Below are 24,527 nucleotides of genomic sequence, written 5' to 3'. Positions count from 1 at the left end.
TCTGCGACAGCTTTTGTAGATTTTTTCGTTACCGGGCAAGAAGCGAACAGTAACATTTTTTCTGTCTATATCAGATACTTGTCCCTGAGTTCTTCCACCATCTTTGGCTTCAGATAAAATACCTCCTGGAAAAACTTTTCCATAGAGCCATATTTCAGCTTTATCATTTCAAATACGATTCTGAGATATTCCTCTTTTACTTCATAAAAGGTCTGCAGTTTTCTCTGCATATTTTCATCTGCTTCCGGCCAGGTCTGCAGAAGTCTCTGCATATACAGGAAATCCTTTGCCAGATACCGGTTCGTGCGCAGATAATCTTCATAGATAATTCGGTCCTCAACACCAAGCAGGCTCAGTAGAAATGCCGTTCCGAGTCCGGTGCGGTCTTTTCCTGTCTCACAGTGCCAGAGAACGGCTCCTGTCTCCTGCTGGAAAAGAATATCTATAAACCTGGCATATTGTTTCAACACCAGCTGATCTTCGCACAAATTTCTGTACTGTGTCCGCATATACATTTCTACATCATCCGGCATTTTATCCAGCCAGTCCAGAAGTTCTTCTTTGTTGCTGATCTTCTGTATAGCTTCATCTACGACTGGCACATGATAGTACTCCACATCTGCCATGATCGTATCCGGTCTGCACTTACGTTCCACTGAAGAGCGCAGGTCAATAATTATTTTCAGATTATATTCTTCCACCAGTCTGGTCTTGTCTGCGTTGGACAGATGGTATAACTCCCCGCTTCTTAAAAGCCGTCTTGGCAGAATATGTCTGCCATCCGCAGTCGCAATCGCACCAAGATCCCTGGTATTCGAAAGGCTCTGAAGAAGGATTCTTCCTCCCTTTGGAAATCCGGACGCCATATCCGGGTTTAAGATTCTAAGAATCCGGATGCACTCATAGATTTCCTTCTCTGTCATATCAAATTTGTATCTTTTCTTACGTCTGGTAACGATTACAAGATAATTCACACTCAGCTGCCTGTCATCGCCCTCATCTGAGCCCTCTTTTCTCATATAAGCCCATACGATGTCTTTGCATGGAAGGCTGTTTATCATCATGTGTCTGGTAAAAACCAGAAATCCATCTTCAATTCGTATTTTTCCGTACTTCATGTTCCACCACTCCACTATCTACGGTTTTATTGTTTTTTCATAACAATCTCTTTTTCAGGATAGCATAGAAATCCTGATTTGACAATTCCTGTCAATCGTTTATAATCTAGTTATTCTTCTGAAAGGATACATAATTATGGAAAATCTTGTTTTCTGTCTTAACGCCACGATTCCCATCTTTCTGACATTGATGCTGGGACTTTTTTTCAGGCGGATCGGGCTTTTTGATGACATTTTTGTCAGCCGGTTAAACAAATTTGTATTTAATGCCGCATTGCCCGCTCTCTTGTTTCTGGACATTGCGAAATCTGATTTCTACAGTGTCTGGAATACAAAGTTCGTATTATTCTGTTTCTTTGTAACCCTGATCAGCATCGGAATCTCCACAGGACTTTCTTATCTGCTGAAGCCGCGCAACATTCAGGGTGAATTTATCCAGGCATCTTACCGAAGCAGTGCAGCGATCCTTGGTATTGCCATTATCCAGAATCTCTACGGAAACGCCGGAATGGCTCCGCTTATGATCATCGGAAGCGTGCCTCTTTACAATATCATGGCCGTCACAACACTTTCTCTCTTCGCTCCCGGCGGTGGAAAGCTTGATACGGCAAAACTTATCAAAACTCTAAAAGGAATCGCCACAAATCCTATCATCCTCGGAATTCTGACCGGTATGATATGGTCATTACTGCATTTCCCGATGCCGGCGATTCTCGAAACTTCCGTAAATAATCTCGGAAAAACAGCTACTCCTCTTGGACTGATGGCCATGGGCGGCGCATTGAAATTCGGCAAGGCATTTGCAAGGCCAAAACCGCTGATTGCCTGTACTTTCTTAAAGCTGGCAGGATATGAGGCAGTATTTCTTCCGATTGCCGTGATGCTTGGCTTTTCCCATGATATGCTGGTAGCGATCATTATCATGCTGGGTTCTGCCACAACTGTAAGCTGCTATATCATGGCAAAGAACATGAATTACGATGGAGATTTTACCTCCGGTGTCGTTATGACTACCACTCTGTTCAGTTCGTTTACCATGACAATCTGGCTTTATATATGCAGAAGCCTGGGACTTATTTAATCCCAGGCTTCTTTTTTTATTGCTTTTATATTTTTCAGTACTCTTTTTCATTCGCTGCCTCTATCAGACAATATCCGGAATGATTTTTATCCGGCTTATATAAGTCCCAGATATTCAAGACCATTCCGGATTCCGTAATGGAACATATCCTGCGTGATATAATCTGCCAGTGCTTTTATCTTCTCTGAACCATTTCCCATCGCAACTTTCACAGCTGCGTATTCAAACATCGCCAGATCATTATTGCTGTCTCCGAATATGATCGTATCTTCCCATGGGATATCAAAGAGTTTACAGACTGCGGCAATTCCCACTGCTTTGTTAAATCCTTTCGGAACCAGTTCAATCGTCGTTCCTGCGATTCCGGAATTGCTCTCATGACGGATAATGTCATAATATTCGCCAAGCTCCCTGCACGCAGCTTCTGCATCGCAGCCCTTCACCATCTTGGCACTGATCTTATTGATCTTCATACAGTCTTCATTTCCTCTGATTGGTCTCCATTTTGATCCGAGGGACTCTGTGATTAAGTCACAATACCAATTGATATCTGTATTATACTCATCTTTGTCATAATACATTAAATCTGCGCCTTCCATCACAGGAACCAGACCGTATTTACGAAGAATTTCCACAGACAGTTTCGCAACTTCCGGCGTCATTTCTTTATTAAACAGGCGCTTTCCATCTTTTTCTATGGTTGCTCCGCAAGCACTGATCATTCCTGTAAAGGGAAGTTCTTCCAGATACCAGGATACAAAAGCTCTGCTTCTTCCTGTACAAAGCCAGGCTTCATGGCCGTTTTCTCTTAGCTTTTTCAGTGCTTCTTTAGTGCTGGCAGGAACTCCCTTTTCCATATCACAGAGAGTTCCGTCTGCGTCAAAAAATACTGCTTTTTTCTCTGTACTTCTGCTCATGTGCTGTTCTCCTCTATTTATGCAAACAGTACTGCTGCTGCCTTTGCAAGGCTCTCGGTATCCTTTGCACCTGTAGTCTCATATACAGAATGCATGGCAAGCTGGGCAAGGCCGATATCTACTGTTTTCATCGGCACCTGTGTATTGGAAATATTTCCAAGCGTTGAACCGCCTGCCATATCGGAACGGTTTACAAATATCTGATACGGCACTTCTGCTCTGTCACAGATGTCTTTAAAGATTGCGGCAGAAACACCATCTGTACAGTATTTCTGATTTGCATTATATTTGATCACAATTCCTCCATTTAATACCGGGCGGTTTACCGGATCTGTTTTGTCCGTATGATTTGGATGAAGTGCGTGAGCATTGTCCGCTGAAACCATAAAGCTGTCTGCAAGAGTCATCAGATATTCCTCCTGCGTTCTGCCAAGTCCCATATTAATCCTCATCAACGTATCCTTCAGGAAAGTAGACGCAGCCCCCTGTTTCGTAGTGCTGCCCACTTCCTCATTATCCAGCACGCAATGCACCGCAATACTTTCCTTGCGCTCTCCACGCAGAAATCCCTCCAGAGATGCAAATGCACACTGAATATCATCCAGTCTCGGCGCAGAGATAAATTCCTCATTCGCACCCCAGACCGTTCCCGGAGTCCTGTCATATAAAAAGAGATCATGACCAAGAATATCCTCTTCTGCCACATCTGCCTCTGCAGCCATAAGCTTCATAAAACTGCCTTTACCATCATAATCACTGTAAAGAGGCAGCATATCTTTCTGTACATTGTATTTATAGCCGTCATTCACCTCACGATTCATATGAATCGCAAGATTCGGAATAACCAGAAGATCCTTATCCACAGCAACAAGTTTCTCCTGAATCTCTCCGTTTTTGCGCACGATCAGACGACCTGCCACGGACAACGGTCTGTCAAACCATGGAGCAAGAAGCATGCCACCGTAGCGCTCTACGTTCAGCTTGATATATGCTTTCTCCACTTCCATCTCAGGATTCTCTTTGATCTTTAATGCCGGAGAATCACTGTGACTCGCCATAATGTGAAATTTCCATGCCGGTTTCTTTGGAATGCTGAAAGCTATGACAGCAGAGTGATTTCTGGTTACAAAATAGTTTCCGCCAGCTTTCAAATCCCAGTGTTTCTCTTCTTTTAATTCCTTAAAGCCCTCTTTCTGCAACCTTTGGCTCATTTCTTCAACTGCCTGAAACGCAGTCGGACTCTTCTGGATAAATTTCAAGAGTTTTTTTGCAGTTTTTTTATACATAGTATCAGTCCTTGATAATCAGCGCCATAAATACAAGGTCTGTATTTCCTGTGTTTGCAAGACCATGACCATGGTTATCCGGTGTGAAAGTCATATCTCCAACTTTTACCGGACGGTATTTACCATTGTCGTTATACTCACCCTGGCCCTGGATAATATAATAAGTTTCACTTTCACCATGATGTTCATGATATCCAAGTGAACATCCCGGCTCAAGAGTCACCTGTGCATAAAGGCCGCATTTGCCGTTTAACTGCTCTGCGTCAAGGATTTCTTTGATAATTACGTGACCATTTCCACCTGCCATATGTTCTTCGCGTCTGATTTTCATTGTGTTGTCCTCCTGTATAACATTTTTATTTAACTTCTTTTCTAATAACAGTTTCTATCATATCACTGTTTCGGTGAAATAGCAAAATAAAGTATTAGAACCAGCCCGGGACGGGATGTTGTTTTTGTGCGCATTTGAAGGTTCATTGTAGTTCTTAGTATTTGGGAAGACGCGTTATTCAGAAATTGCTCACGTGTCTGAGCGAAGCGAGTTTGAGCAATTTCTGAATGGTTTTAGCGGCTTTCCAAATGCTTAGAAATACAATGGTTCTGAAACTAAGCACAAAAACAACATCCCGTCCCGGGCGTCCCTTACCAAATTATTCTATTTATAAGTTTTTAATTCTCTCAATTGCCTCTAAAGTATTCTCATGTGTTCCAAACGCAGTAAGTCTGAAGAAACCTTCCCCATGAGCACCAAATCCGGAACCCGGAGTTCCTACGATATTAGCTTTTTCAAGAAGATAGTCAAAGAACTCCCAGGAAGTCATCTTATCCGGTGTTTTCAGCCAGATATACGGAGCATTTACACCACCGGATACGGAATAGCCTGCTGATGCCAGACCTTCGTAGATAGCTTTTGCGTTACTCATGTAGTAACCTACCTGTTCTTTCAGCTGCGCTTTTCCTTCCGGAGAGTATACAGCCTCTCCTGCACGCTGTACGATGTATGGAGCACCGTTGAATTTTGTGCCATGGCGTCTTGCCCAGAGACTGTGAAGATCTACGCCGTCACGAACCAGATCCTTTGGTACAACTGTAAAGCCGAGGCGGACACCTGTAAAACCTGCATTTTTGGAAAAGCTGCGCAGTTCGATGGCGCAGGTTCTTGCTCCTTCACACTCATAGATGCTGTGCGGTACATTTTCTTCGGAAATGTATGCTTCGTATGCTGCATCATAGATAATGACGGAGCCATTTTTATTTGCATAATCTACCCATTCCTGAAGCTGGGGTTTGGTGATGGCACCACCGGTTGGGTTGTTCGGGAAGCAAAGGTAGATAAGATCCGGTACTTCTTCCGGGAATTCCGGAAGGAAGCCGTTGGCTTCTGTACATGGCATATAGATTACGTTATCAAAGTTACCACGTTCTTTGTTGTATTCTCCTGTACGGCCTGCCATTACGTTTGTATCTACATATACAGGATATACAGGGTCGCACACTGCAATCTTGTTATCCAGTCCGAAGATCTCCTGGATATTTCCGGAATCGCTCTTTGCACCGTCAGAGACAAAGATTTCGTCTGCCTCAATGTCACATCCTCTGTCTTTGTAGTCATTCTTTGCAATGGCAGATCTTAAGAATTCATAACCAAGATCCGGTGCATAACCATGAAAAGTAGCTGCATCACCCATTTCATCTACAGATTTATGAAGTGCCTCAATGATTGCCGGAGCCAGAGGCTGGGTTACGTCACCGATTCCCAGTGAGATTACGTTTGCCTGTGGGTTGGCTTCTTTATATGCTTTTACTTTTTTTGCAATTGTGGAAAACAGATAGCTTCCCGGTAATTTCAGATAGTTGTGGTTTACTGTTACCATTTTGATTTCCTCCCTGGCATGTTTCGCAGTTTTTATATACCTGTCTACAGCAGGCTGCTGCTTTGCCTTTCCATTTCTGTTTGTGTCTTTTCTTCAAATATGTTTTATTCGAGTTTTATTATACTTAATTATTTAGCAATGTAAAGCCCCAAAGTATTTTCTGAGCATAATTTTTAATATTAACATTACTGTTCACTGCTAATATCCCGCGAGGTGTTTTTTGTGAGCGAAGGTCACAGAAAACCCGAGACATACTGCGCGAATTTATGCGATTAGCATAAATTAAGTTTGCGAAGCAAACGATACTCCTTGTGCTTTGTACAAGGAGGTTCATATTTTTTGCATCGCGAAGCGTGTTGCTGTGAACAGAGTGAACAGTAACATTTTTTACCCCGGGCATAATGTCCGGGGTGATTTATTTTATTTACGCTTCTCTACTTCTTTCATAAGTGTCTCGCGCGCACTTGCAGGATTTGCCTTGCCTTTCATCTCTTTCATGATCTGGCCTACAAAGAAGCCCATGACTTTATCTTTACCTCCCAGAAGTTCTGAAAGTGGTCCTGGGTTAGCATCCAGAATCCTGTTGATGGTTTCTTCCAGAAGTCCTGTGTCTTCTACAATCTTCAGACCATGTTCCTCAATGTAGGCTACAGGATCAATGTCTTCCGCAAAGACTTTCTCAAAAACTTTCTTGGCATTCTGTGGGCTGACTTCGGATTTTTCTACCATTACCAGAAGATCTGCAAGATGTTTCGGTGAGAAAGATACCTGTTCCGGATCCATAGCTTTATCTTTCGTCAGGCGGAGTACCTCACCCATAAACCAGTTTGCTGTTTTCTTGGCATTTCCGTAAATAGCTGCTGTTTCTTCGAAAAGTCCTGCCAGATGACGGGATTCTGTAAGGATTCCTGCGTCATAAGCCGGAAGTCCGTATTCTTCCTGATAGCGGGCCTGTTTTGCTTCGCGAAGCTCCGGCTGCTCTGCCTTGATTTTTTCGATCCATGCATCAGAAATATGAATCGGCGGAAGATCAGGATCAGGAAAATATCTGTAATCCTTGGCATCCTCTTTGGAACGCATCGCATAAGAATATTCTTTATTATCATCCCAACGGCGGGTTTCCTGTGTGACTGCCTTACCTTCTTCAATCAGCTCAATCTGGCGCTCTCTTTCACCTTCGATAGCTCTGGCAATCGCTTTGAAAGAGTTCAGATTCTTCATCTCTGTTCTGGTTCCGAATTCTTCTGCACCTACTTCACGGACAGAAAGGTTAACGTCTGCACGCATGGAACCTTCCTGAAGTTTGCAGTCGGATACGCCCAGATACTGCATCATACAGCGGAGTTTCTCCAGATAGGCGATAACTTCTTCAGAGCTTCTCATATCAGGTTCAGATACGATCTCAATTAACGGTACACCACTTCGGTTGTAGTCTACCAAAGAGCAATCCTCCCATTCATCATGAATCAACTTACCGGCATCTTCCTCCATATGCATTTCATGGATACGGATTTTCTTTTTTCCTGCTGATGTCTCAATCTCTACCCAGCCATCATGGCAGATTGGCAGGTACAGCTGAGAGATCTGATAGTTCTGCGGGTTATCCGGGTAGAAATAGTTTTTACGGTCAAATTTGCAGTACTGATTAATCTGGCAATTAGCTGCAAGCCCTGCTTTCAGGGCAAATTCTACTACTTTCTTATTCAGTACAGGAAGGGAACCCGGCATACCTGTGCAGACCGGGCATGTATGTGTATTCGGTGCTCCTCCGAACTCTGTGGAGCATCCGCAGAAAATTTTCGTTTTTGTGGCGAGTTCTACATGGACCTCAAGTCCAATGACTGTTTCGTACTGTTTCATTATCTGATGCCTCCTTCTCCTGGTACGGCAAAGGAGCCGCGGCTGGTTTCATAAGCGTGTGCTGCACGCAGAATTTTCTTCTCCATGAAGCAGTCTCCGATCATCTGGATACCGATTGGAAGACCTTTACTGTCTTTTCCACATGGGACTGTGACTCCCGGAAGGCCGCAGAGGTTAACTGCTACTGTGTAAATATCTCCAAGGTACATGGCAAGAGGGTCTTTTAAGCTCTCTCCGATTTTCGGTGCCGTAAATGGAGATGCAGGTGCAAGAAGTACATCATATTTACTGAATGCCTCGTTAAATTCTTTTTTGATCAGTGCTTTAGTACGGAGCGCTTTCAGATAATATGCATCATAATAACCGGAGCTTAACACGAAAGAACCAAGCATGATACGACGTTTTACTTCCTCTCCGAAAGCTTCTGTTCTTGTCTTTTTGTACATATCGTGGAGACCGTCATATTCTGCGGCACGATAACCATACTTTACGCCATCGAAACGTTCCAGGTTGGAACTTGCCTCTGCACTGGCGATAATATAATAGGCAGGAATCATGTATTCCATAGTCTTGATGGAAAAGAATTCTACTTCTGCGCCCATCTCTTTAAGAGTATCAAGTACGCCCATAAAGGATGCTTTTACTTCCGGATCAAGTCCTTCTGCAAGATATTCTTCCGGAACACCAAATTTCATACCTTTGACATCTCCTGTCAGTTCTTTGGAGAACTGCAGGTCTTCTCTTTTCATGGATGTGCTGTCTTTTTCATCATGTCCTGCAATAATTTCCAGAAGGGCTGCGCAGTCAGCTACATCTTTGCCAACCGGACCGATCTGATCCAGAGAGGATGCGTAAGCTACCAAACCGTAACGGGATACCGTTCCATATGTTGGCTTAATTCCGGTCACGCCACAGTAAGAACTTGGCTGCCGGATAGAACCACCAGTATCAGAGCCGAGTGCCAGGTAAGTTTCTCCTGCTGCCACTGCTGCACAGGATCCACCGGAAGATCCGCCCGGTACGTGTTCTAAATTCCATGGGTTTCTGGTAATGCCATAAGCAGAAGTTTCTGTGGTACTTCCCATGGCAAATTCATCCATATTTGTTTTTCCGATAATGACCAGTCCGGCTCTTTCCAGACGGTCAATAACTTCTGCATTATACTGCGGCACAAAATTCTCGAGAATCTTTGATGCACAGGTAGTTTTCTTTCCATTAATACAGATATTATCTTTAATCGCAATCGGTACACCTGCAAGAGGACTGGTATAAGTACCGTCCTCAATGCCTTTTTGTACTTCTTCTGCACGTTTATATGCTTCTTCTCTATATGTGTCAAGATAAGCGTGTACTTCTGAATCCTGTTTCTCAATCTGTTCAAAAACAGTTTTTACTCCATCCAGGACGCTAACCTGACGCTGTTTTATTTTTTCCCCAAGCTGCAGGGCTGTTAATTTCTCCAACTCCATTGTCCTGTCTCCTATCCTATGGTTTTCGGAACCTGATACTGTCCTTCTTTTGCTTTTGGTGCATTTGCCAGCATTGCTTCTTTGTTGTCTCCGTTTGTAACAACATCCTCACGAAATACGTTTTCATCCTGGAAAATATGGGACATAGGCTCTACTTCCGATGTATCCAGTTCATCCAGTTTCTCTACATAATCAAGCATTTTCTGCATTTGGGCTTTTGCTTTTTCCTTTTCTTCTTCTGAGAGGGAAAGCTTGGCCAGGATGCAGACATTTTCCATTGTTTCATCATCTATGATCTTTGCCATGATTTTCTCCTTATATATGCTGTCTATAGCATTCTATATTGCTTTTATTTCTTTCTTCCCGGAATCAACCTGCCGCTTCCGGTCAATATATAGACAGCTTTCCAAATTTCTGACTTATTTACGGCTCCAGACGGTTCATATCTCGCGGGAAGAGGCAGGTTTCACGAACATTCTCTTCGCCGATAAGCTGCATGGTCAGACGTTCCAGACCGATTCCCAGTCCACCGTGAGGCGGCATACCATGTTTGAAGGTATCCAGATACTGTTCCATACCTTCCTGGGTCATACCTCTGTCTTCAATCTTCTGTAGCAGCATGTTGTAATCATGGATGCGCTGTCCGCCTGTTGTGATCTCAAGGCCTTTGAATAACAGGTCAAAGCTTAAGGTAAATCTTGCGTCTTCCGGATCATCCATTGCATAAAATGGACGTTTCTTTGACGGATAATGTGTGACAAATACGAAATCTGAGCCATATTCTTCTTTGAAATACTGTCCGATCAATGCTTCTTCTTCCGGTTCCAGGTCAAATGGGTTTCTGATCTTACGGTTGTATTTCTGTGACACCAGTTCTTTGGCTACATCGAAACGGACTGCCGGAATTTTGGACACGTCCGGGATTTCAAGTTTCAGGGTCTGTACTTCTTTTGCATATTCTGTTTTCAGAAGGTTCATGGCATACTGCAGGAATCCTGTTTCCATTGCCATAATTTCTTCGAAGCTGTCAATATATCCCATCTCGAAGTCCAGACTGGTATATTCGTTTAAGTGACGTTTGGTGTTATGTTTCTCAGCACGGAATACAGGACCTGTCTCAAATACTCTGTCAAATACGCCAACCATCATCTGTTTATAAAACTGTGGGCTCTGCGCAAGTACTGCAGGTTTGTGGAAGTAGCTGAATTTGAAAAGGTTTGCTCCACCCTCTGCGCCTCTGGCTCCGATCTTCGGAGTATGGATTTCTGTGAATCCCTGCCCGTAGAGATAATCACGGAATGCTTTTGTCAGCGCTTCCTGGATTTTAAATTTGGAACGCTCCTGAATGTTTCTCAGGGAAATCGGTCTGTAGTTTAATTTTGCTTCCAGAGAAGTGTTCAGCTTCCATTTGTCGATTGCCATTGGAAGCGGCTCTGCAGGTGTTGATAAGATATCAATATGACGGATACGAAGTTCTCTTCCGTGGGGTGCTCTCTCTTCTTCATGCAGGATTCCCTTCACCCTGATCGTCATTGCTTCCTTCAATTCATGAATGGAAACATTTGCCATTTCATTTTCATAGACTGTCTGGAATAAACCTTCCCTTCTTCTAAGAATGATAAATGCCACATCACCCATATTACGGATGCTGTGAACAGCGCCTTCGATTATGGCTTCCTGGTTCAGGAGATTATTACCTACGAGTTCCTCCCAGGTATTGATTCCTTTTTTCCATGTTCCATCCATAAATTCCATTTCCTCATCCTCCATTTCTTCATTTCTGAAAACCTTTGTGATATCTCTATGAGTTTCATGTTCAAAAGTCTTTTCGTGCAGGCACGAACGACTTTATGACCTTGAACCCCGGAATATCAAAAAGGCGTAATCAGAAAATCCGGAGACACTTATCCCCTGGACTCTCTGATTACGCCTTTGTAATCATTCTTCCCGTTATTATCTATTTTATGTTTGTTTGTATTCTTTCTATATATAATATGATGTCAGGGCCAAAATGTATTTTGCCTCTAACTTGATATGAACAAAAATATATTTTGTATATTACCACATATTCTGTCAAAATAATATCGTCATTTTTTACAAAATTTTCCTTATTATTTTCGGATATTTTATTTAGAACGTGTTTGAAAAATCAGATTTCATCATACATCAGCATAAGCAACATCTGTGCGGTTTCTACCATGTTGGTTCCTGAATCCATGCTGCATTTCTGGATGTGTCGATATGCTTCCTCTTCTGTCATCTGGTTTTTTTCCATCAGAAGGCGTTTGGCATTCGAGATATAATTCTGTTCTTTTTCTGATCTGGGCTTTGGTTTCTTCTTTTCTTTTTTTATCCGGCGTTCCAGGTGATAGAGCATGTCATTGACCGTATCTATCAGTACGCTTGCTTTCATCGGCATCTGGACAGTGCTGACAGAATTCGGTGCTTCATCTATAATACGCTGAGAAGCCAGAAGCAGCATTTCAAAATACTGTGGCAGGTCATCGAGAGCGTCTTTATAATAGGCATCTGTCAACTTATACCCACATATCAGGACACCACTGTCAAGCTCTGAGATACTGGCCAGCGCATTAGAGACAGAGCTGCAGACAGAGGCTACTGTGAGCCCATGTCTGTTAAGTATTGTGCGGATTTTCTTTGCGTCTTCGATTTTCGGTAACGCAATCACAATGCTGCTGCTCATAACTCTGCCTCTCCTCTTTCTGTTACAGCCTGAGTCCCCACCCACTGCTTATTGCTTTTCGCAACCTCCGCAGGGGACTTGCTTGATTTTGATCAAGCGGATATTCGCAATCTCCACAGGGGACTTACTTGATTCGGTTAAATTCTGTATAAGTATTCCTCGATTTCCCAAGCTGAAATTTCTCTTGTATAACGCAGCCATTCTTTTTTCTTGGCTGCTGCGTATTCTTTACAAAATTCTGTTCCAAGTACTTCTTTGATCCAGTCACTCTGTTCAAAGTAATCAATTGCTTCGTTTAAATTTCCCGGAAGATTCTCAATCTTCATTGTTTTCTGGTCTGTTTCAGATAGCTCTCTGCTGGAGGACTTGGTCGGATAAATCTTCTTATGGATTCCATCCAGTCCTGCTGCCAGACATACTGCAAATACCAGATACGGATTTGCTGCTGCATCCGGACTTCTCAGCTCGATCCTTGTTTCCATACCTCTGGATCCCGGAATTCTTACCAGGGAATTCTGGTTATTCTTTGTCCATGTCAGTTCTGTCGGTGCTTCATATCCGGGAACCAGACGTTTATAGGAATTTACAATAGGATTGGTGATCAGTGCCATCTCTTTGCTGTGAGCCAGAAGACCACCTACAAAGTAATAAGCTTCTTCACTTAATTCCTGGGGATTTCCCGGATTGACGAATACATTTCTTCCATCTTTAAATAAGAAGAAATGAATGTGCATTCCAGAGCCGTTTACTTCTGCCCGCGGTTTCGGCATAAAAGTCGCATGAAGGCCATGACGCTTGGCAATAGTACGGACTGTCATTTTGAATGACATAACCCTATCTGCAATAGTACGCACTTCACCGTATTTAAAATCTACTTCATGCTGGGCAGGTGCAGTTTCATGGTGGGAGGATTCCACCTCAATTCCCATGTCTTCCAGATTTAATACAATATCACGTCTTGCGTTTTCACCTAGATCCACAGGACTGACATCCAGATATCCTGCCTTCTCATGTGTTACAGTGGTCGGAACTCCGTTATCATCTGTATGAAAAAGGAAAAATTCACATTCCGGATCTACCAGACAGGTATATCCCTCCTTCTTTGCCTCCCGGGCAGTTTTCTTCAGGATATATCTCGGACTTCTCTCATGAGGGGTTCCGTCCGGACAATAGATGTCGCATAACAGTCTGGCAACTTTTCCCTGCTGTGGTCTCCACGGAAGGATTGCAAAAGTGTCAAGATCCGGTCTTAAATACATATCCGGTTCAGACTCTCCTGCGATTCCTGCTATAAAGGAACCATCTACGATACATCGGTTATCCAGTGCACGGGGAAGTTCCCGGGCAGTTATGGCGATGTTTTTCAGCGTTCCGAACATATCTGTGAACTGGAGACGGATAAATTCCACGTCTTCCTCCTCAGCCATCTGTAATATTTCTTCTCTGGTATAATTCCCCATTTTCACTCACTCCTTGTCAGCATAATTTCTGCTGTTTTTGCATTCTTAATAATTCTTCGATACAGTTTTGTCCTGTCTGGAAATTTTATAGATTCTTTTGATATAATGATATAAAAAATGGCGCACTTTCTACAGTTACTTTTCTATAGAAAGAACGCCTTTGTTCATGTAGGCAATTATAACAATGTACCTGTTCTTTGTCAACTGCTTATTTTTTCATCGGCTCTTTCCATGTTACTGTGCATTCCGCTCTCAATAACATGCTTTGCTGCTTACATATAATTGCTATTTTGAGAATACCGCATCATTCCTCGAAAGAAGATATACGCAATACTGATTCCCTCGGTTCATGGATTTCTACCCCTTCTTCTAATGCAGCTTCAAGCCATGCTTTTTTTTCATCCAGGGCATTTGAAATTGCACTTTCTACTATTTCCCTTACCATTTCTACATATACTTTCTTTATCGGCTCATGTTTTGGTATTGTAATAGGCATACATCCAGACTTTTTAAATGTATAATGACTGCTTCCACTTCTCGGAACATTCATAAATAAATTTTTTCGTTTGTCATAAGCTCCTCCCACTGCCTTTAGGGATGCCACTGAAAAAGTGGTAAGTTTAGTATCACAGGGCGTCAAATATGTGCAAAAATGTTCCTTGATAATAAAATATTGCTAAAATAGTGTTTTGAGGGATGCAAAATCTACCCTTTTGAGAGATGAATTTTCCTATTCTTCCTCATTTGGGCAGACTTCTCCCTTTAGTTTTAAAATTCGTTTTAAATTGACTGCAAATATTGATACTGCTCCTTGAAGTTGCATGTTTGATAGTCCAGCAGCATCACAACGACTATATCCGTGTATATTTTTTAATTCACTATTTTTTGCCTCTATCATATAGCGGGTTTTGAAACGTTCCTTGAAATATTGTGTTTTTTGAAACGCTTCTTGATTTTTATGATAATCCGATTTAATAGTGATACTATACGTTTTGGTTTTTGCATTTTCTTTATAGCAGCCATTACGATAAGGACAGACATGGCATTTATTAATATCGAAAAAATATTTGATACGTGTATTCTTTTTCTGATTACTACGTTTGTCAATTCGATATTTTATAGCCAAATGCCCCGCTGGGCACTGCATGGTATCCGCATCTTTATTAAAGATAAAGCCGTCCTCTGAACGAGTCCCTTTTATGATGCTCGGGTTAAGCTTTGAAATTAATTTATAGTCATTGCTTTGTGCATCTTTTAAATTTTCCAGTGTGGAATATGCGGTATCTGCTATTACTTCATTAACGGTTGCACCTGCTGCTTTACTTTTTTGAACCAGTACTGGAAGTTCCTGACCATCAAATGCTTCGCCGGATGTGATTGTTGCTGCTGTGATAATCCGTTCATCTGTCATGGCCAAATGAGTTTTGTATCCGTAAAAAGAAGAATTGACCGTTTTATGGCCAATCCGGGCATCCGGGTCAATGGATTGATCATAACAATAATTCCAGGTATATCTATAAAACGGGGCGAATTTAGCGCAGAACTCATTCTAAAGGAGAGAGACGGGAAAGGTTCCATGACTTTTTTCCCTCTGTTCCCAGGAGTTACATTGGCTTATATTTTTGTGAACTCTCCTGCCTGGACAGCCCCAGACTTTCACGATAATGGCTCCATGGAAACAGGACCATTGCTCTTAAATTACTGTGTAACAGGACGATGCGAACTCATCCTGAATAACGGGAACTTTGTGTATGTGAAAGATGGGGAGATATCCTTAACCGAACGATTCGCCAGACAGCAATACGTTTATCCCCGCCGAATCTATGAAGGAATTGAGTTTTTTGTGGATATGGATACCGTAAATGCTCAAAGCTCCTGGGTAGAAGCTGAATTTGATATTGATTTCCACAGACTCAGAGATCTTTACTGCCCGGATGGGGGTACTTATATTGCGTCGGTTACGACTGAGATGAGAAGAAGATCTTAAAAAAGCTGTGGTCATTACTGGATATTTCTGTTCCGCTGGCAATCCCACAAATGAAAATCTATACCCTTGCCCTGTTTTCACTGCTTCAAAATCTGAAAGAAATACCACCTTCCCAAGCCTGCACATTCTTCACAGAAACACAGGTAGACATTGCAAAACGTGTGGAAAAAATCGTCACTTCTGATCTGCGCCAACACCATCCTGCGTGGGAACTGGCTGCACAGTTTTCCGTCAGTGAAACCAGCCTGAAGAACTACTTTCGCGGAGTTTATGGTCAAAATATATCAATTTATTTACGTGAAGTTCGTATGCAACGAGCTGCTGAATTACTCACTACTACAAACTTATCTGTATCGGAAATTGCAGAACAAGTTGGTTATTTGAATCAAAGCAAGTTTTCTTCGGCATTTAAGAAGCAGTTCAACGCTTCGCCATTAGAATTTAAGCGCCGCAAAAATTTAGAGAGAAATACTTCCAACTGACGGGTTCTAACATTTTTCACAATAAATATTTTTATTAGAAACTCATGACAAATGAAGTCAGAGTCATTTCTTATATTATAGGAAGTGACTCTGATTATTATAATTTACACCACTTTACAACTTTTTCTGTTCCGACAGCAGATACCTTATTTTTGCTGATATTATCCATACTGGCCTTAGAATCCGCACATTCCATCCGGTTTCTATATCAGCATTTTTTATCCAGAATAACGGAGAAATCACTGAATGTATTTTATTATGCATGTTCCTATGCAAAGGTTGATCATTCCAGATTTATGAATACTACTGTCAGGATTGTTTTGAAGCTGATACCGGATTCATTGCAGACACAGCCTGTATTTCTGTGCGTGGATGATACGATGGTATCTAAATTTGGCACAAAATTTGAAAATGTTTCAAAACTGTTTGACCATGCCGCACACAACGGTTCCAACTATCTGAATGGACACTGCTTTGTGAGTGTCATGCTCTGCGTACCTGTCTGGAATGTGGATAAAGTATATTATCTTTCACTTACTTTTTGTTTTGAATACTCTTCCAATAACTGACTTGCATTGTAATTTTTCTTTTAAAGAATATCTGAGCGGAAATCCTTTTTTAACTAAACGTAATTCATTTTGCACATTATAGCTGACAACATTCTGTCCTAATATCAATATAGAAAACAATAATACATGCCTTCTTTCATCAGCATAATCATTGTATCAGGATAAAGTTCACAAAGTATCCGCAATACGTTCCCTTAAGTTCATGTCATTATTGAAATCGTACATATTTCAATATAAAAAGTTCAGTATTCAAATTCTGATTATTTATAGTAAATATGGTCTATCAAAATGACTATTTTCTGTTTCATTATTTAACTTAACCAAACAATTCCTATGCATAAAGGCGGAATTCACTTTACATTTTCCCTATATATTTTTCTGCCATATGTACTGCCATAGCACCATCTGCAACAGCTGTTACTATCTGACGAAGTAACTTTGTTCTGACATCTCCTACAGCATAAACACCTGGAATACTCGTTTCAGTATTTTCACCTGCCACAATATATCCTTTATTATCCAGTTCTATCTGATTATCTAAAAAATCTATTGTCGGTTTTCTTCCTGATACTCACAAACAAGCCGTCACATTCTATAATGTTTTCTTCTCCTGTAACTGTATCTTTCAACCGCACACCAGTCAATCGTTCTCCATAAAGCAGTTCTTTTACTGTACTATTCCATCGAAACTCTATATTTTCAGTTTTCATCAGCTGGTCATTGTAAATTTTTGTTGCACGTAATGTATCTCTTCGATGAACAATGATAACTTTCTTAGCAATTCGACTTAAAAGAGTAGCATCTGATACAGCAGAATTTCCACCACCAACAACAACCACAATCTTATCTTTATAAAACATACCATCACAGGCGGCACAATAAGCAACTCCATGACCTATCAATTCTTTTTCTTTATCAAGACCAAGTTCTCTTGGATTTGCTCCTGTAGCTATCACTACTGTTTTCCCAATATAAATTCCCGAACTAGTTTCTACTCTCTTAAGCTTTCCTGCTAAATCCATATTAAAAACTTCTGCATATTCACTTTTAGCGCCATATTTTTCCGCCTGTTTTTGCATTTTCTCTGCCAATGAAAATCCGTCAATTCCATTTTCAAAACCAGGATAGTTATCAATCTGCCATGTCAGTGACATCTGGCCACCTGCAGATAATTTTTCTAAAACAATTGTTTCAAGTCCTGCTCTGGCTGCGTATAATGCTGATGTATACCCACCAGGTCCTCCTCCCACGATAATCATATCGTAAACATGATTTTCATTCATACAACAGTCCTCCTATTTTATTTTTCCAAAGCTTCATTAATAAAGTTTTCTATCATTTTTTTTGATTCGGGTGCAACAATAGAATCTATTGCCTTTCCATCTCGATATAAAACCAGCGTAGGAATTATCTCAATCTTTTCAGCTTCTGCAATCTGTGGTTCTTCATCAATATTTACTTTTCCTGCAATAAGAATATCGCTGTATTCTTCACTTATTTTTTCATAAGCTGCTCCAATTCTACGGCAATAACCACACCAAGGTGCCCAGAAATCAACCAAAACCAGTTTTTCCTTATGAATTAATTGTCCAAACTTTTCTTTATTTATATTTATTGATGTCATATTTTTTAACCCCTTCTCCTGTTTGAACTTAATATACCCCATAAAAGATCTTGCTTCCGTGATGATATCACAGAAAAAACAATTTACTTTATTACGCTTCTTTTTATTTCTATTTACGGCATATGCCAGTTATATAATTGACACATCTCAATAAATTAAGTATACTCCCATCTTTGACAGTTACAAAAAGCTGGGAGTATTATACGTTCAATTCATTACTTTCGACAAGTAAGAAATAATCAATATGAAAATAACAAAAAAGGATGCGCTACGGTAACTTCTCCATTACCTTGGCACATCCTTTCGTATTATTATTTTTCACTATTCTTCTTAATGACAGCTATGGCTTCCACATCCGTGCTCACCACAGGTATGTCCTTCCCCGTGGCTGTGCTCATGGTGAGAGCACTTCACATCCGGATTGTAATCCAGTGTTTCATTAATAAAGGCTTCTACTGCTTCATCCGCATCTCCGGAAACTCCTCCGAAAAGCTTAATACCGGCTGCCGCTAATGCTGTCTGTGCACCGCCTCCGATTCCGCCACAGATCAGAACATCTGCATTCAATGCATTAAGAACTCCCGCTAATGCACCATGTCCGCTTCCATTCGTATCTACTATTTCTGAATGTACTACTTTTCCTTCCTCTACATCGTAAATCTTAAATGTCTCTGTGTGTCCAAAGTGCTGGAAAATCTGTCCATTTTCATATGTTACTGCTATTCTCATGATACCTTCTCCTTTTTCTTCTGCATATTTTTGGTAAATTTCCTGTTTATAACATCCTCCAAAGCTGCAGTTGCTGCTCTGACCGTCACAGATTATGAAATCCCCACCCTCAATTCTAAGCGGATGTCCATCAATAAGTGCATCTGCTATTTTCTTCCTGGCAATCTCGTAAATCCGTTGAACTGTTGTTCTTGCGACTTGCATAGATGCTGCACACTGCTCCTGACTATAACCTTTCTTGTCCAAAAGACGAATTGTCTCATACTCATCTACCGTCAGAACAATGGGTGTTTTTTTCTCAGTATTATCTGCCGGAAGGAATTCTAAAATATTGGGGAAATGACAGACTTTTCTGCATTTTACTGGTCTCGGCATAAACTGCTCCTTTCTCGCTTTTCTTATATAATAGCCTTATAAAAGGCATATGTCAATAACGTTTTTGACATATGCCTTTTATGTATAACCTAATAGTATTACTTATTTTCCATTATTTTTTAATTTACAGATGCCCTGCGTCATTGTTCCCATTGGACAAAATGCACACCAGGTTCTTGGCTTATATAACACCATTACGATCAACCCTAACAGCAGAGATGTAAGCATCAAACTATAAAATCCAAAACTAAACTGTGCCACCCAATCAGCTACTGTTCCTGCAGTGTATGTCCATCCCCATGGAACACGGAAGGTCCAAAATAGTTTGATGGCTTCACGCAAGGAGGATGCTCCGGCACCAACTAAATATGTCTGAAATACCATATTCCCAAACATTGTAAGGAAAAATATCAAAAAGCCATATCGGAACCATTTTGAACTCATCCATCGCGGGGTTGGTTTATTTCTTGAGCATTTTAAATCTCCTCCAAGCTTACTAAAAAGCTGGCCACGTCCACACAAATGATTACAGAAAAATTTATTTCCACCGAATATTGCTATTCCTAACGGCACCAAGAAATCAATCATCCCAAACCAAGCGAACAAAATATTAAAAAAACCGAGAGCAAAATAAATGATCGCCCATATCTATAAATAATCATACCAATGCTTCTTTTTCTTCACACTGTTACCCTCTCTTTCATTTCAATTCGGTCCAAAAATGTAAAACTGACATCTCCCTGCATTATTTATCCCTCTCTCATATTTGCAACCGTCATATATTATAATCAGTATATTTTTATTTATGGCATATGTCAATTATATAATTGACGCATCTAAAAAAAACAAGTATACTATGTTCGTAAAGGAGATAACGGTTATGAACTTCGAAAATTATTTTCCACTATGGAATGACTTAAATACAGCACAGAAAAAACTAATTTCAGACAATTTAATCACACAGTATGTAAAAAAAGGAACAATCATTCACAATGGAAACCTGGATTGTACTGGATTATTACTGGTTAAATCCGGGCAGCTTCGAACCTACATGCTTTCAGATGAAGGACGAGAGATTACACTTTACCGTCTGTTCGATATGGATATGTGTCTTTTATCCGCCTCATGTATCATACGCTCCATTCAATTTGAAGTAACCATTGAAGCAGAAAAAGATACTGATCTTTGGATCATTCCTGCTGAAATCTATAAGGGCATCATGAAGGAATCTGCTCCTGTCGCAAACTATACCAATGAGTTAATGGCTACCCGTTTTTCTGATGTCATGTGGCTGATTGAACAAATCATGTGGAAGAGTTTGGATAAGCGTGTTGCTTCATTTCTTTTAGAAGAAACCTCTATCGAAGGAACAAACGAGCTGAAAATCACTCATGAGACGATTGCTAATCATCTTGGTTCCCACAGGGAAGTTATCACTCGAATGCTTCGATACTTTCAAGGCGAGGGTCTCGTCAAACTCTCCCGCGGCAAAATCACAATCCTTGATTCAAAAAGACTGGAAACACTCCAAAGGTCATAAAATTGTTTTTCTGTAACATATAAAGAAGAATCCGCCATTTATCAGAATTATGAAAGTCATTCTAATAAATGGGGGATCTTTTTATATTACGAGAAAATTATAAAAATATTATGATTATTTTTTATAATCCATACCGCATGCATATGCCCTTTCGATCAGCGCACGGTCATTAACCACTGCATCATAGAAGCGGAATCCACCGGAAAAGTTATATGTTTCATATCCATTTCCTTCCAGAATACGGCTGGCAATGTAACTGCGCAGACCACTTTGGCATATCAGATACACAGGCTTTCCTTTCTCAATTTCGTTAATTCGTTCCCTCAGTTCATCTACAGGAATATTGTTGAATCCATCCATATGACCCCTGTTAAATTCACCTACCGTTCTCACATCCAGCAACACCACATTTTGATCTTTAGAAATCTTATCCATATCTTCCAAATGCCATTGTTTTAAGGTACCTTTCGCTATATTGTCTATCATGAATCCAGCCATATTTACAGGATCCTTGGCAGAGGAATAAGGCGGTGCATATGCGAGATCTAAATCTTTCAGCTGGGTTGCCTTCAGCCCTGCATGAATTGCTGTTGCCAGCACATCAATACGTTTATCAACGCCTTCATATCCAATAATCTGAGCACCAAGCAAACGATAGGTTTCTTTTTCAAAAACCACCTTCATGGTCATCACTTTTCCACCAGGATAGTAACCGGCATGACTCATAGGAGAAAGAATTACTGTATCTACCTCTAATCCTGACTTTTTGGCATTGGTTTCATTGATACCTGTAGTGGCTGCTGTCATATCAAATACTTTGATAACGGAGCTTCCCTGACTGCCCAGATAACGACTATCACCACCACAAATGTTATCCGCGATGATCCTGCCCTGTTTATTAGCAGGTCCCGCTAAAGAAATCAGCGCATCATCACCCGTAACATAATGTTTTACCTGAACTGCATCACCTGCTGCATAAATATCCGGTACAGAAGTTTCCATTCTGTCATTCACTACAATACTTCCCTTGATGCCAAGTTCCAGACCAGCTTCTTTTGCTAATGCTGTGTCTGGTGTGACTCCGATTGCTAGCACCACCATATCAGCCTGAAGGGATGGATTATCTTTTAATAAGATCTCCACTCCATTGTCTTTTCCTTTAAATCCTTCTACTGTATAGCCTAGTACCAGTTTTATTCCATGCTTTCTCATTTCATTATGGATCATGGATGCCATATCCGGGTCAAATGGATTCATCAGCTGCTTAGGCCGCTGGACAATCGTAACATCCATGCCAAGCTCCCTCAAATTTTCTGCCAGTTCCAGACCAATAAAACCGCCACCTGCCAATACAGCCGATTTTGGATGATTCTTATTTATATATTCCTTTATCTGAAAAGTGTCTTCTACAGTACGAAGTGTAAAAAGTTTATCAATACCTACTCCGGGAAGTCTCGGCTGTGTTGGCTTTGCACCTGGAGAGAGGATCAGCTTATCATATTTTTCTTCAAATATCTCACCATTCTCTAAATTTTTCACTGAAACCGTTTTACGTTCCGGATGTATGGAGATAACTTCATGATGAATTTTCATGTTAATACGGAAGCGTTTAAAAAAACTCTCTGGTGTCTGTAGTGTAAGTTCTTCCGGGTCTGTGATCACGTCTCCAATATAATATGGAAGCCCACAATTTGCATAGGATATGTATCCGGATCTTTCAAACACAGTAATTTCAGTATGCTCATTCAGTCTGCGTATTCTTGCTGCGGCTGTAGCTCCTCCGGCTACACCTCCTACAATTATTACCTTCATCTTATTTTTCCACCTTTCCTGAGTAAGCTGCAATGCCACCGATATTATTTACTTTAGAATATCCCATTCGTTGCAGTATCCCAGTTGCCTGGCGGCTTCGTGAACCGGAATAACAGTATACAAACAGTGGGATATCCTTATTCTTCGCTACAGAAGCAATATTGTCAAGTTGCTGCAACGGCACATTTTTACTTTCTGGTATATGTCCTTCCTGATATTCCTGCGGTGTACGTACATCCAGCAGAACTGCATCATCAGTCCTTTTATATTCTTCTATGCCTTGATTAATATTCGACTGTTTAAAGAGATCAAAAAATCCCATTAGCACACCTCCCTAAAGCATTTCTAAAATCGCATTCTTAGGTCTCGCCCCTGAAACCTGCTGTACAATCTTCCCATTCTTCATAACCACTAAAGTCGGAATGCTCATAATACTGAACTTATTTGTCAGTTCAGGCTCTTCATCTACATTAATCTTTCCAACTTTAATATCTCTACGCTCACTTGCAATCTCCTCTACAATAGGTACTACCATGCGGCAAGGTGCACACCAAGATGCCCAAAAATCTAAAAGAACGGGTTTATCGGAATTCAGTACTTCGTTCTGAAAATTATTTTTATTGATATTAATAGCAGACATTTTACAGTCCTCCTTATCTTTTTCTTTTTGTAGATTTATTATAGTCTTAATTTCATTTATTTTCCGTGATTACATCACCATACCTCATTAACTTAACTTCTTGCCATACCATCTACACTTAATATAACACCTGTAATGTAACTCGCCTCATCTGAAGCAAGAAACACAAACGCATTGGCAATATCTTCTGGCTGTCCAAGACGACGCAATGGAATTCTTTCAATCATAGGTTCGATAACTTCCTTTGGCACGGCCTTCATCATATCAGTTTCTGTAATCCCAGGTGCAACAGCATTAACACGAATACCTTTAGGTCCTAGTTCTCTTGCTAATGATACAGTCAATCCGTTTACTGCAAACTTCGATGCCGGATAAGCAAACCCACTTGGCTGTCCCGAAATACTCACCATGGAAGAAGTTGAGAGAATGACCCCCTTGCCTCTTGCCACCATACATTCTGCTGCTACACGAGTAGTATTAAATACTCCTTTTACATTTAGATCCATGACTTTATCAAAAGTCTCCTCTGTATAATCCATAAATGAGGTGTTTTCTGAAATCCCTGCATTATTTACCAGTATGTCGACACATCCATATTTTTCAGTTGCCTCTTTAAAAGCCTTTCTGACAGACTCCATGCTTGCCAGATTTGGACTAATTCCAGCAACTATTGCATTGGGATATTTTTCTTTTAATTTATCTACAGCAACATCTGCCGATTCCTGTGAACTTGCTGCCAACACAACTGAAGCACCTTCCTTCAAGAATTTATCAGCTGTAGCAAATCCTATACCACGGCTTCCACCCGTAATGATTGCAACTTTATCTTTTAATCTCATTTAGACTACCTCCTTACTTTGTTTGTAGTTACATTATAAGCAAAAGGTAAATCATTTTCTGTGATATCATCACAAACTATCGCAATAAAAAACCCTGTTGCTCACACGCACCAGGGTTTTTGTTTATCTATCCGTATTTAAATAATCAGAATTTTAGTGAA

Annotated in this window: 23 protein-coding genes and 4 pseudogenes; 5 read left to right on the top strand and 22 right to left on the bottom strand. The window is 40.8% G+C overall.

The genetic code is table 11. The features are described from left to right. Positions 1-65 precede the first annotated feature (65 nt). On the bottom strand, positions 66-1,118 hold the full coding sequence (locus AC058W_RS07880; RefSeq protein ID WP_178760864.1) for a tyrosine-protein phosphatase: 1,053 nt from the start codon (positions 1,116-1,118) through the stop codon (positions 66-68). Between the two features lie 136 nt (positions 1,119-1,254). On the opposite strand from AC058W_RS07880, the gene AC058W_RS07875 reads away from it, so the two are divergent. Next, positions 1,255-2,199 carry an AEC family transporter gene (locus AC058W_RS07875; protein ID WP_117674682.1) on the top strand — a complete coding sequence of 315 codons (945 nt, stop codon included), beginning with the start codon at positions 1,255-1,257 and terminating at the stop codon, positions 2,197-2,199. Positions 2,200-2,294: 95 nt separating this feature from the next. Here AC058W_RS07875 and AC058W_RS07870 read toward each other — a convergent pair whose 3' ends face one another. The 13 genes and pseudogenes from AC058W_RS07870 to AC058W_RS07810 form a co-directional block, all read right to left on the bottom strand. Beyond that, positions 2,295-3,116, bottom strand: coding sequence for a Cof-type HAD-IIB family hydrolase (locus AC058W_RS07870; protein ID WP_118410845.1), 822 nt, complete (start codon positions 3,114-3,116; stop codon positions 2,295-2,297). Between the two features lie 17 nt (positions 3,117-3,133). Then, positions 3,134-4,402 carry a M18 family aminopeptidase gene (locus AC058W_RS07865; protein ID WP_119242790.1) on the bottom strand — a complete coding sequence of 423 codons (1,269 nt, stop codon included), beginning with the start codon at positions 4,400-4,402 and terminating at the stop codon, positions 3,134-3,136. Between the two features lie 4 nt (positions 4,403-4,406). Further along, the gene (locus AC058W_RS07860; protein WP_479389926.1) at positions 4,407-4,733 is read right to left on the bottom strand and encodes a cupin domain-containing protein; all 327 of its coding nucleotides are present in this window, start codon (positions 4,731-4,733) and stop codon (positions 4,407-4,409) included. Between the two features lie 328 nt (positions 4,734-5,061). After that, positions 5,062-6,276: an LL-diaminopimelate aminotransferase gene (locus AC058W_RS07855; RefSeq protein WP_118247440.1), complete on the bottom strand. Its 1,215-nt coding sequence runs from the start codon at positions 6,274-6,276 to the stop codon at positions 5,062-5,064. Between the two features lie 420 nt (positions 6,277-6,696). Beyond that, positions 6,697-8,139, bottom strand: coding sequence for an Asp-tRNA(Asn)/Glu-tRNA(Gln) amidotransferase subunit GatB (gatB, locus tag AC058W_RS07850; protein ID WP_278308724.1), 1,443 nt, complete (start codon positions 8,137-8,139; stop codon positions 6,697-6,699). Beyond that, entirely contained in the window at positions 8,136-9,605 is a 1,470-nt protein-coding gene (gatA, locus tag AC058W_RS07845) for an Asp-tRNA(Asn)/Glu-tRNA(Gln) amidotransferase subunit GatA (protein ID WP_117674676.1), read from the bottom strand. The genes gatB and gatA overlap by 4 nt, the downstream gene beginning before the upstream one ends. An 11-nt stretch (positions 9,606-9,616) precedes the next feature. Beyond that, positions 9,617-9,910: an Asp-tRNA(Asn)/Glu-tRNA(Gln) amidotransferase subunit GatC gene (gene gatC, locus AC058W_RS07840; RefSeq protein ID WP_019161228.1), complete on the bottom strand. Its 294-nt coding sequence runs from the start codon at positions 9,908-9,910 to the stop codon at positions 9,617-9,619. 118 nt (positions 9,911-10,028) lie between these two features. After that, positions 10,029-11,360 (bottom strand): aspartate--tRNA(Asn) ligase, encoded by a 1,332-nt coding sequence (aspS, locus tag AC058W_RS07835; RefSeq protein ID WP_479389925.1) that lies wholly within the window; start codon positions 11,358-11,360, stop codon positions 10,029-10,031. A 394-nt stretch (positions 11,361-11,754) separates the two neighbouring features. Further along, a complete protein-coding gene (locus AC058W_RS07830) occupies positions 11,755-12,309 on the bottom strand; it encodes an ANTAR domain-containing response regulator (RefSeq protein WP_055153468.1) in 555 nt (184 codons plus the stop codon). A gap of 137 nt (positions 12,310-12,446) precedes the next feature. After that, complete coding sequence (locus tag AC058W_RS07825) at positions 12,447-13,769, bottom strand: glutamine synthetase family protein (RefSeq protein WP_117674674.1); 1,323 nt, start codon at positions 13,767-13,769, stop codon at positions 12,447-12,449. Positions 13,770-14,054: 285 nt separating this feature from the next. Beyond that, positions 14,055-14,205, bottom strand: a pseudogene (locus AC058W_RS07820) (toxin-antitoxin system HicB family antitoxin); the annotation flags it as partial. Continuing rightward, a pseudogene (locus tag AC058W_RS07815) lies at positions 14,185-14,319 on the bottom strand (toxin HicA); the annotation flags it as partial. The pseudogenes AC058W_RS07820 and AC058W_RS07815, both read right to left, overlap by 21 nt. A gap of 180 nt (positions 14,320-14,499) precedes the next feature. Then, a pseudogene (locus tag AC058W_RS07810) lies at positions 14,500-15,267 on the bottom strand (IS1182-like element ISRmsp2 family transposase); the annotation flags it as partial. Here AC058W_RS07810 and AC058W_RS07805 point away from each other — a divergent pair. The 3 genes from AC058W_RS07805 (at position 15,226) to AC058W_RS07795 (ending at position 16,807) form a co-directional block, all read left to right on the top strand. Beyond that, on the top strand, positions 15,226-15,756 hold the full coding sequence (locus AC058W_RS07805; protein WP_479389924.1) for a hypothetical protein: 531 nt from the start codon (positions 15,226-15,228) through the stop codon (positions 15,754-15,756). The pseudogene AC058W_RS07810 and the gene AC058W_RS07805 sit on opposite strands and share 42 nt — an antisense overlap. A gap of 50 nt (positions 15,757-15,806) precedes the next feature. Next, positions 15,807-16,238 carry a helix-turn-helix domain-containing protein gene (locus AC058W_RS07800; RefSeq protein WP_479389923.1) on the top strand — a complete coding sequence of 144 codons (432 nt, stop codon included), beginning with the start codon at positions 15,807-15,809 and terminating at the stop codon, positions 16,236-16,238. A gap of 152 nt (positions 16,239-16,390) precedes the next feature. Then, complete coding sequence (locus AC058W_RS07795) at positions 16,391-16,807, top strand: hypothetical protein (RefSeq protein WP_330597034.1); 417 nt, start codon at positions 16,391-16,393, stop codon at positions 16,805-16,807. Between the two features lie 355 nt (positions 16,808-17,162). Here AC058W_RS07795 and trxB read toward each other — a convergent pair. The 4 genes and pseudogenes from trxB to AC058W_RS07775 all read right to left on the bottom strand — a co-directional run bounded on the left by trxB (position 17,163) and on the right by AC058W_RS07775 (position 20,183). Beyond that, positions 17,163-18,090, bottom strand: a pseudogene (gene trxB / locus AC058W_RS07790) (thioredoxin-disulfide reductase). A gap of 17 nt (positions 18,091-18,107) precedes the next feature. Then, entirely contained in the window at positions 18,108-18,473 is a 366-nt protein-coding gene (locus AC058W_RS07785) for a thioredoxin family protein (protein ID WP_082419326.1), read from the bottom strand. A 288-nt stretch (positions 18,474-18,761) separates the two neighbouring features. Next, positions 18,762-19,535, bottom strand: coding sequence for a DUF134 domain-containing protein (locus tag AC058W_RS07780; protein WP_117677479.1), 774 nt, complete (start codon positions 19,533-19,535; stop codon positions 18,762-18,764). A 102-nt stretch (positions 19,536-19,637) separates the two neighbouring features. Further along, positions 19,638-20,183 carry a 4Fe-4S binding protein gene (locus AC058W_RS07775; RefSeq protein WP_243101818.1) on the bottom strand — a complete coding sequence of 182 codons (546 nt, stop codon included), beginning with the start codon at positions 20,181-20,183 and terminating at the stop codon, positions 19,638-19,640. Positions 20,184-20,391: 208 nt separating this feature from the next. On the opposite strand from AC058W_RS07775, the gene AC058W_RS07770 reads away from it, so the two are divergent. Beyond that, the gene (locus AC058W_RS07770) at positions 20,392-21,075 is read left to right on the top strand and encodes a Crp/Fnr family transcriptional regulator (protein ID WP_044997044.1); all 684 of its coding nucleotides are present in this window, start codon (positions 20,392-20,394) and stop codon (positions 21,073-21,075) included. Between the two features lie 114 nt (positions 21,076-21,189). On the opposite strand, the gene AC058W_RS07765 is transcribed toward AC058W_RS07770, so the two are convergent. The 4 genes from AC058W_RS07765 to AC058W_RS07750 form a co-directional block, all read right to left on the bottom strand. Beyond that, positions 21,190-22,887: an FAD-dependent oxidoreductase gene (locus tag AC058W_RS07765; RefSeq protein ID WP_117846075.1), complete on the bottom strand. Its 1,698-nt coding sequence runs from the start codon at positions 22,885-22,887 to the stop codon at positions 21,190-21,192. A gap of 1 nt (position 22,888) precedes the next feature. Next, positions 22,889-23,209, bottom strand: coding sequence for a rhodanese-like domain-containing protein (locus tag AC058W_RS07760; protein WP_005421613.1), 321 nt, complete (start codon positions 23,207-23,209; stop codon positions 22,889-22,891). Between the two features lie 12 nt (positions 23,210-23,221). Continuing rightward, positions 23,222-23,527 carry a thioredoxin gene (gene trxA / locus AC058W_RS07755; protein ID WP_019161210.1) on the bottom strand — a complete coding sequence of 102 codons (306 nt, stop codon included), beginning with the start codon at positions 23,525-23,527 and terminating at the stop codon, positions 23,222-23,224. 92 nt (positions 23,528-23,619) lie between these two features. Then, on the bottom strand, positions 23,620-24,366 hold the full coding sequence (locus AC058W_RS07750) for an SDR family NAD(P)-dependent oxidoreductase (protein WP_005421611.1): 747 nt from the start codon (positions 24,364-24,366) through the stop codon (positions 23,620-23,622). Positions 24,367-24,527: the final 161 nt, after the last annotated feature.

The organism is Blautia sp. CGZ-1-C1, from assembly GCF_056504575.1.
The sequence above is the reverse complement of the archived record's forward strand: the minus strand, read 5'-3'. Positions and strand labels throughout refer to the sequence as shown.

Excerpts from the sequence above, each read along its gene's own strand:
- AC058W_RS07880 (WP_178760864.1), bottom strand. The coding sequence starts at position 1,118 with ATGAAGTACGGAAAAATACGAATTGAAGATGGATTTCTGGTTTTTACC.
- AC058W_RS07875 (WP_117674682.1), top strand. The coding sequence starts at position 1,255 with ATGGAAAATCTTGTTTTCTGTCTTAACGCCACGATTCCCATCTTTCTG.
- AC058W_RS07870 (WP_118410845.1), bottom strand. The coding sequence starts at position 3,116 with ATGAGCAGAAGTACAGAGAAAAAAGCAGTATTTTTTGACGCAGACGGA.
- AC058W_RS07865 (WP_119242790.1), bottom strand. The coding sequence starts at position 4,402 with ATGTATAAAAAAACTGCAAAAAAACTCTTGAAATTTATCCAGAAGAGT.
- AC058W_RS07860 (WP_479389926.1), bottom strand. The coding sequence starts at position 4,733 with ATGAAAATCAGACGCGAAGAACATATGGCAGGTGGAAATGGTCACGTA.
- AC058W_RS07855 (WP_118247440.1), bottom strand. The coding sequence starts at position 6,276 with ATGGTAACAGTAAACCACAACTATCTGAAATTACCGGGAAGCTATCTG.
- gatA (WP_117674676.1), bottom strand. The coding sequence starts at position 9,605 with ATGGAGTTGGAGAAATTAACAGCCCTGCAGCTTGGGGAAAAAATAAAA.
- gatC (WP_019161228.1), bottom strand. The coding sequence starts at position 9,910 with ATGGCAAAGATCATAGATGATGAAACAATGGAAAATGTCTGCATCCTG.
- aspS (WP_479389925.1), bottom strand. The coding sequence starts at position 11,360 with ATGGAATTTATGGATGGAACATGGAAAAAAGGAATCAATACCTGGGAG.
- AC058W_RS07830 (WP_055153468.1), bottom strand. The coding sequence starts at position 12,309 with ATGAGCAGCAGCATTGTGATTGCGTTACCGAAAATCGAAGACGCAAAG.
- AC058W_RS07825 (WP_117674674.1), bottom strand. The coding sequence starts at position 13,769 with ATGGGGAATTATACCAGAGAAGAAATATTACAGATGGCTGAGGAGGAA.
- AC058W_RS07805 (WP_479389924.1), top strand. The coding sequence starts at position 15,226 with ATGGCCAATCCGGGCATCCGGGTCAATGGATTGATCATAACAATAATT.
- AC058W_RS07800 (WP_479389923.1), top strand. The coding sequence starts at position 15,807 with ATGAAAATCTATACCCTTGCCCTGTTTTCACTGCTTCAAAATCTGAAA.
- AC058W_RS07785 (WP_082419326.1), bottom strand. The coding sequence starts at position 18,473 with ATGGGGTATATTAAGTTCAAACAGGAGAAGGGGTTAAAAAATATGACA.
- AC058W_RS07780 (WP_117677479.1), bottom strand. The coding sequence starts at position 19,535 with ATGCCGAGACCAGTAAAATGCAGAAAAGTCTGTCATTTCCCCAATATT.
- AC058W_RS07770 (WP_044997044.1), top strand. The coding sequence starts at position 20,392 with ATGTTCGTAAAGGAGATAACGGTTATGAACTTCGAAAATTATTTTCCA.
- AC058W_RS07765 (WP_117846075.1), bottom strand. The coding sequence starts at position 22,887 with ATGAAGGTAATAATTGTAGGAGGTGTAGCCGGAGGAGCTACAGCCGCA.
- AC058W_RS07760 (WP_005421613.1), bottom strand. The coding sequence starts at position 23,209 with ATGGGATTTTTTGATCTCTTTAAACAGTCGAATATTAATCAAGGCATA.
- trxA (WP_019161210.1), bottom strand. The coding sequence starts at position 23,527 with ATGTCTGCTATTAATATCAATAAAAATAATTTTCAGAACGAAGTACTG.
- AC058W_RS07750 (WP_005421611.1), bottom strand. The coding sequence starts at position 24,366 with ATGAGATTAAAAGATAAAGTTGCAATCATTACGGGTGGAAGCCGTGGT.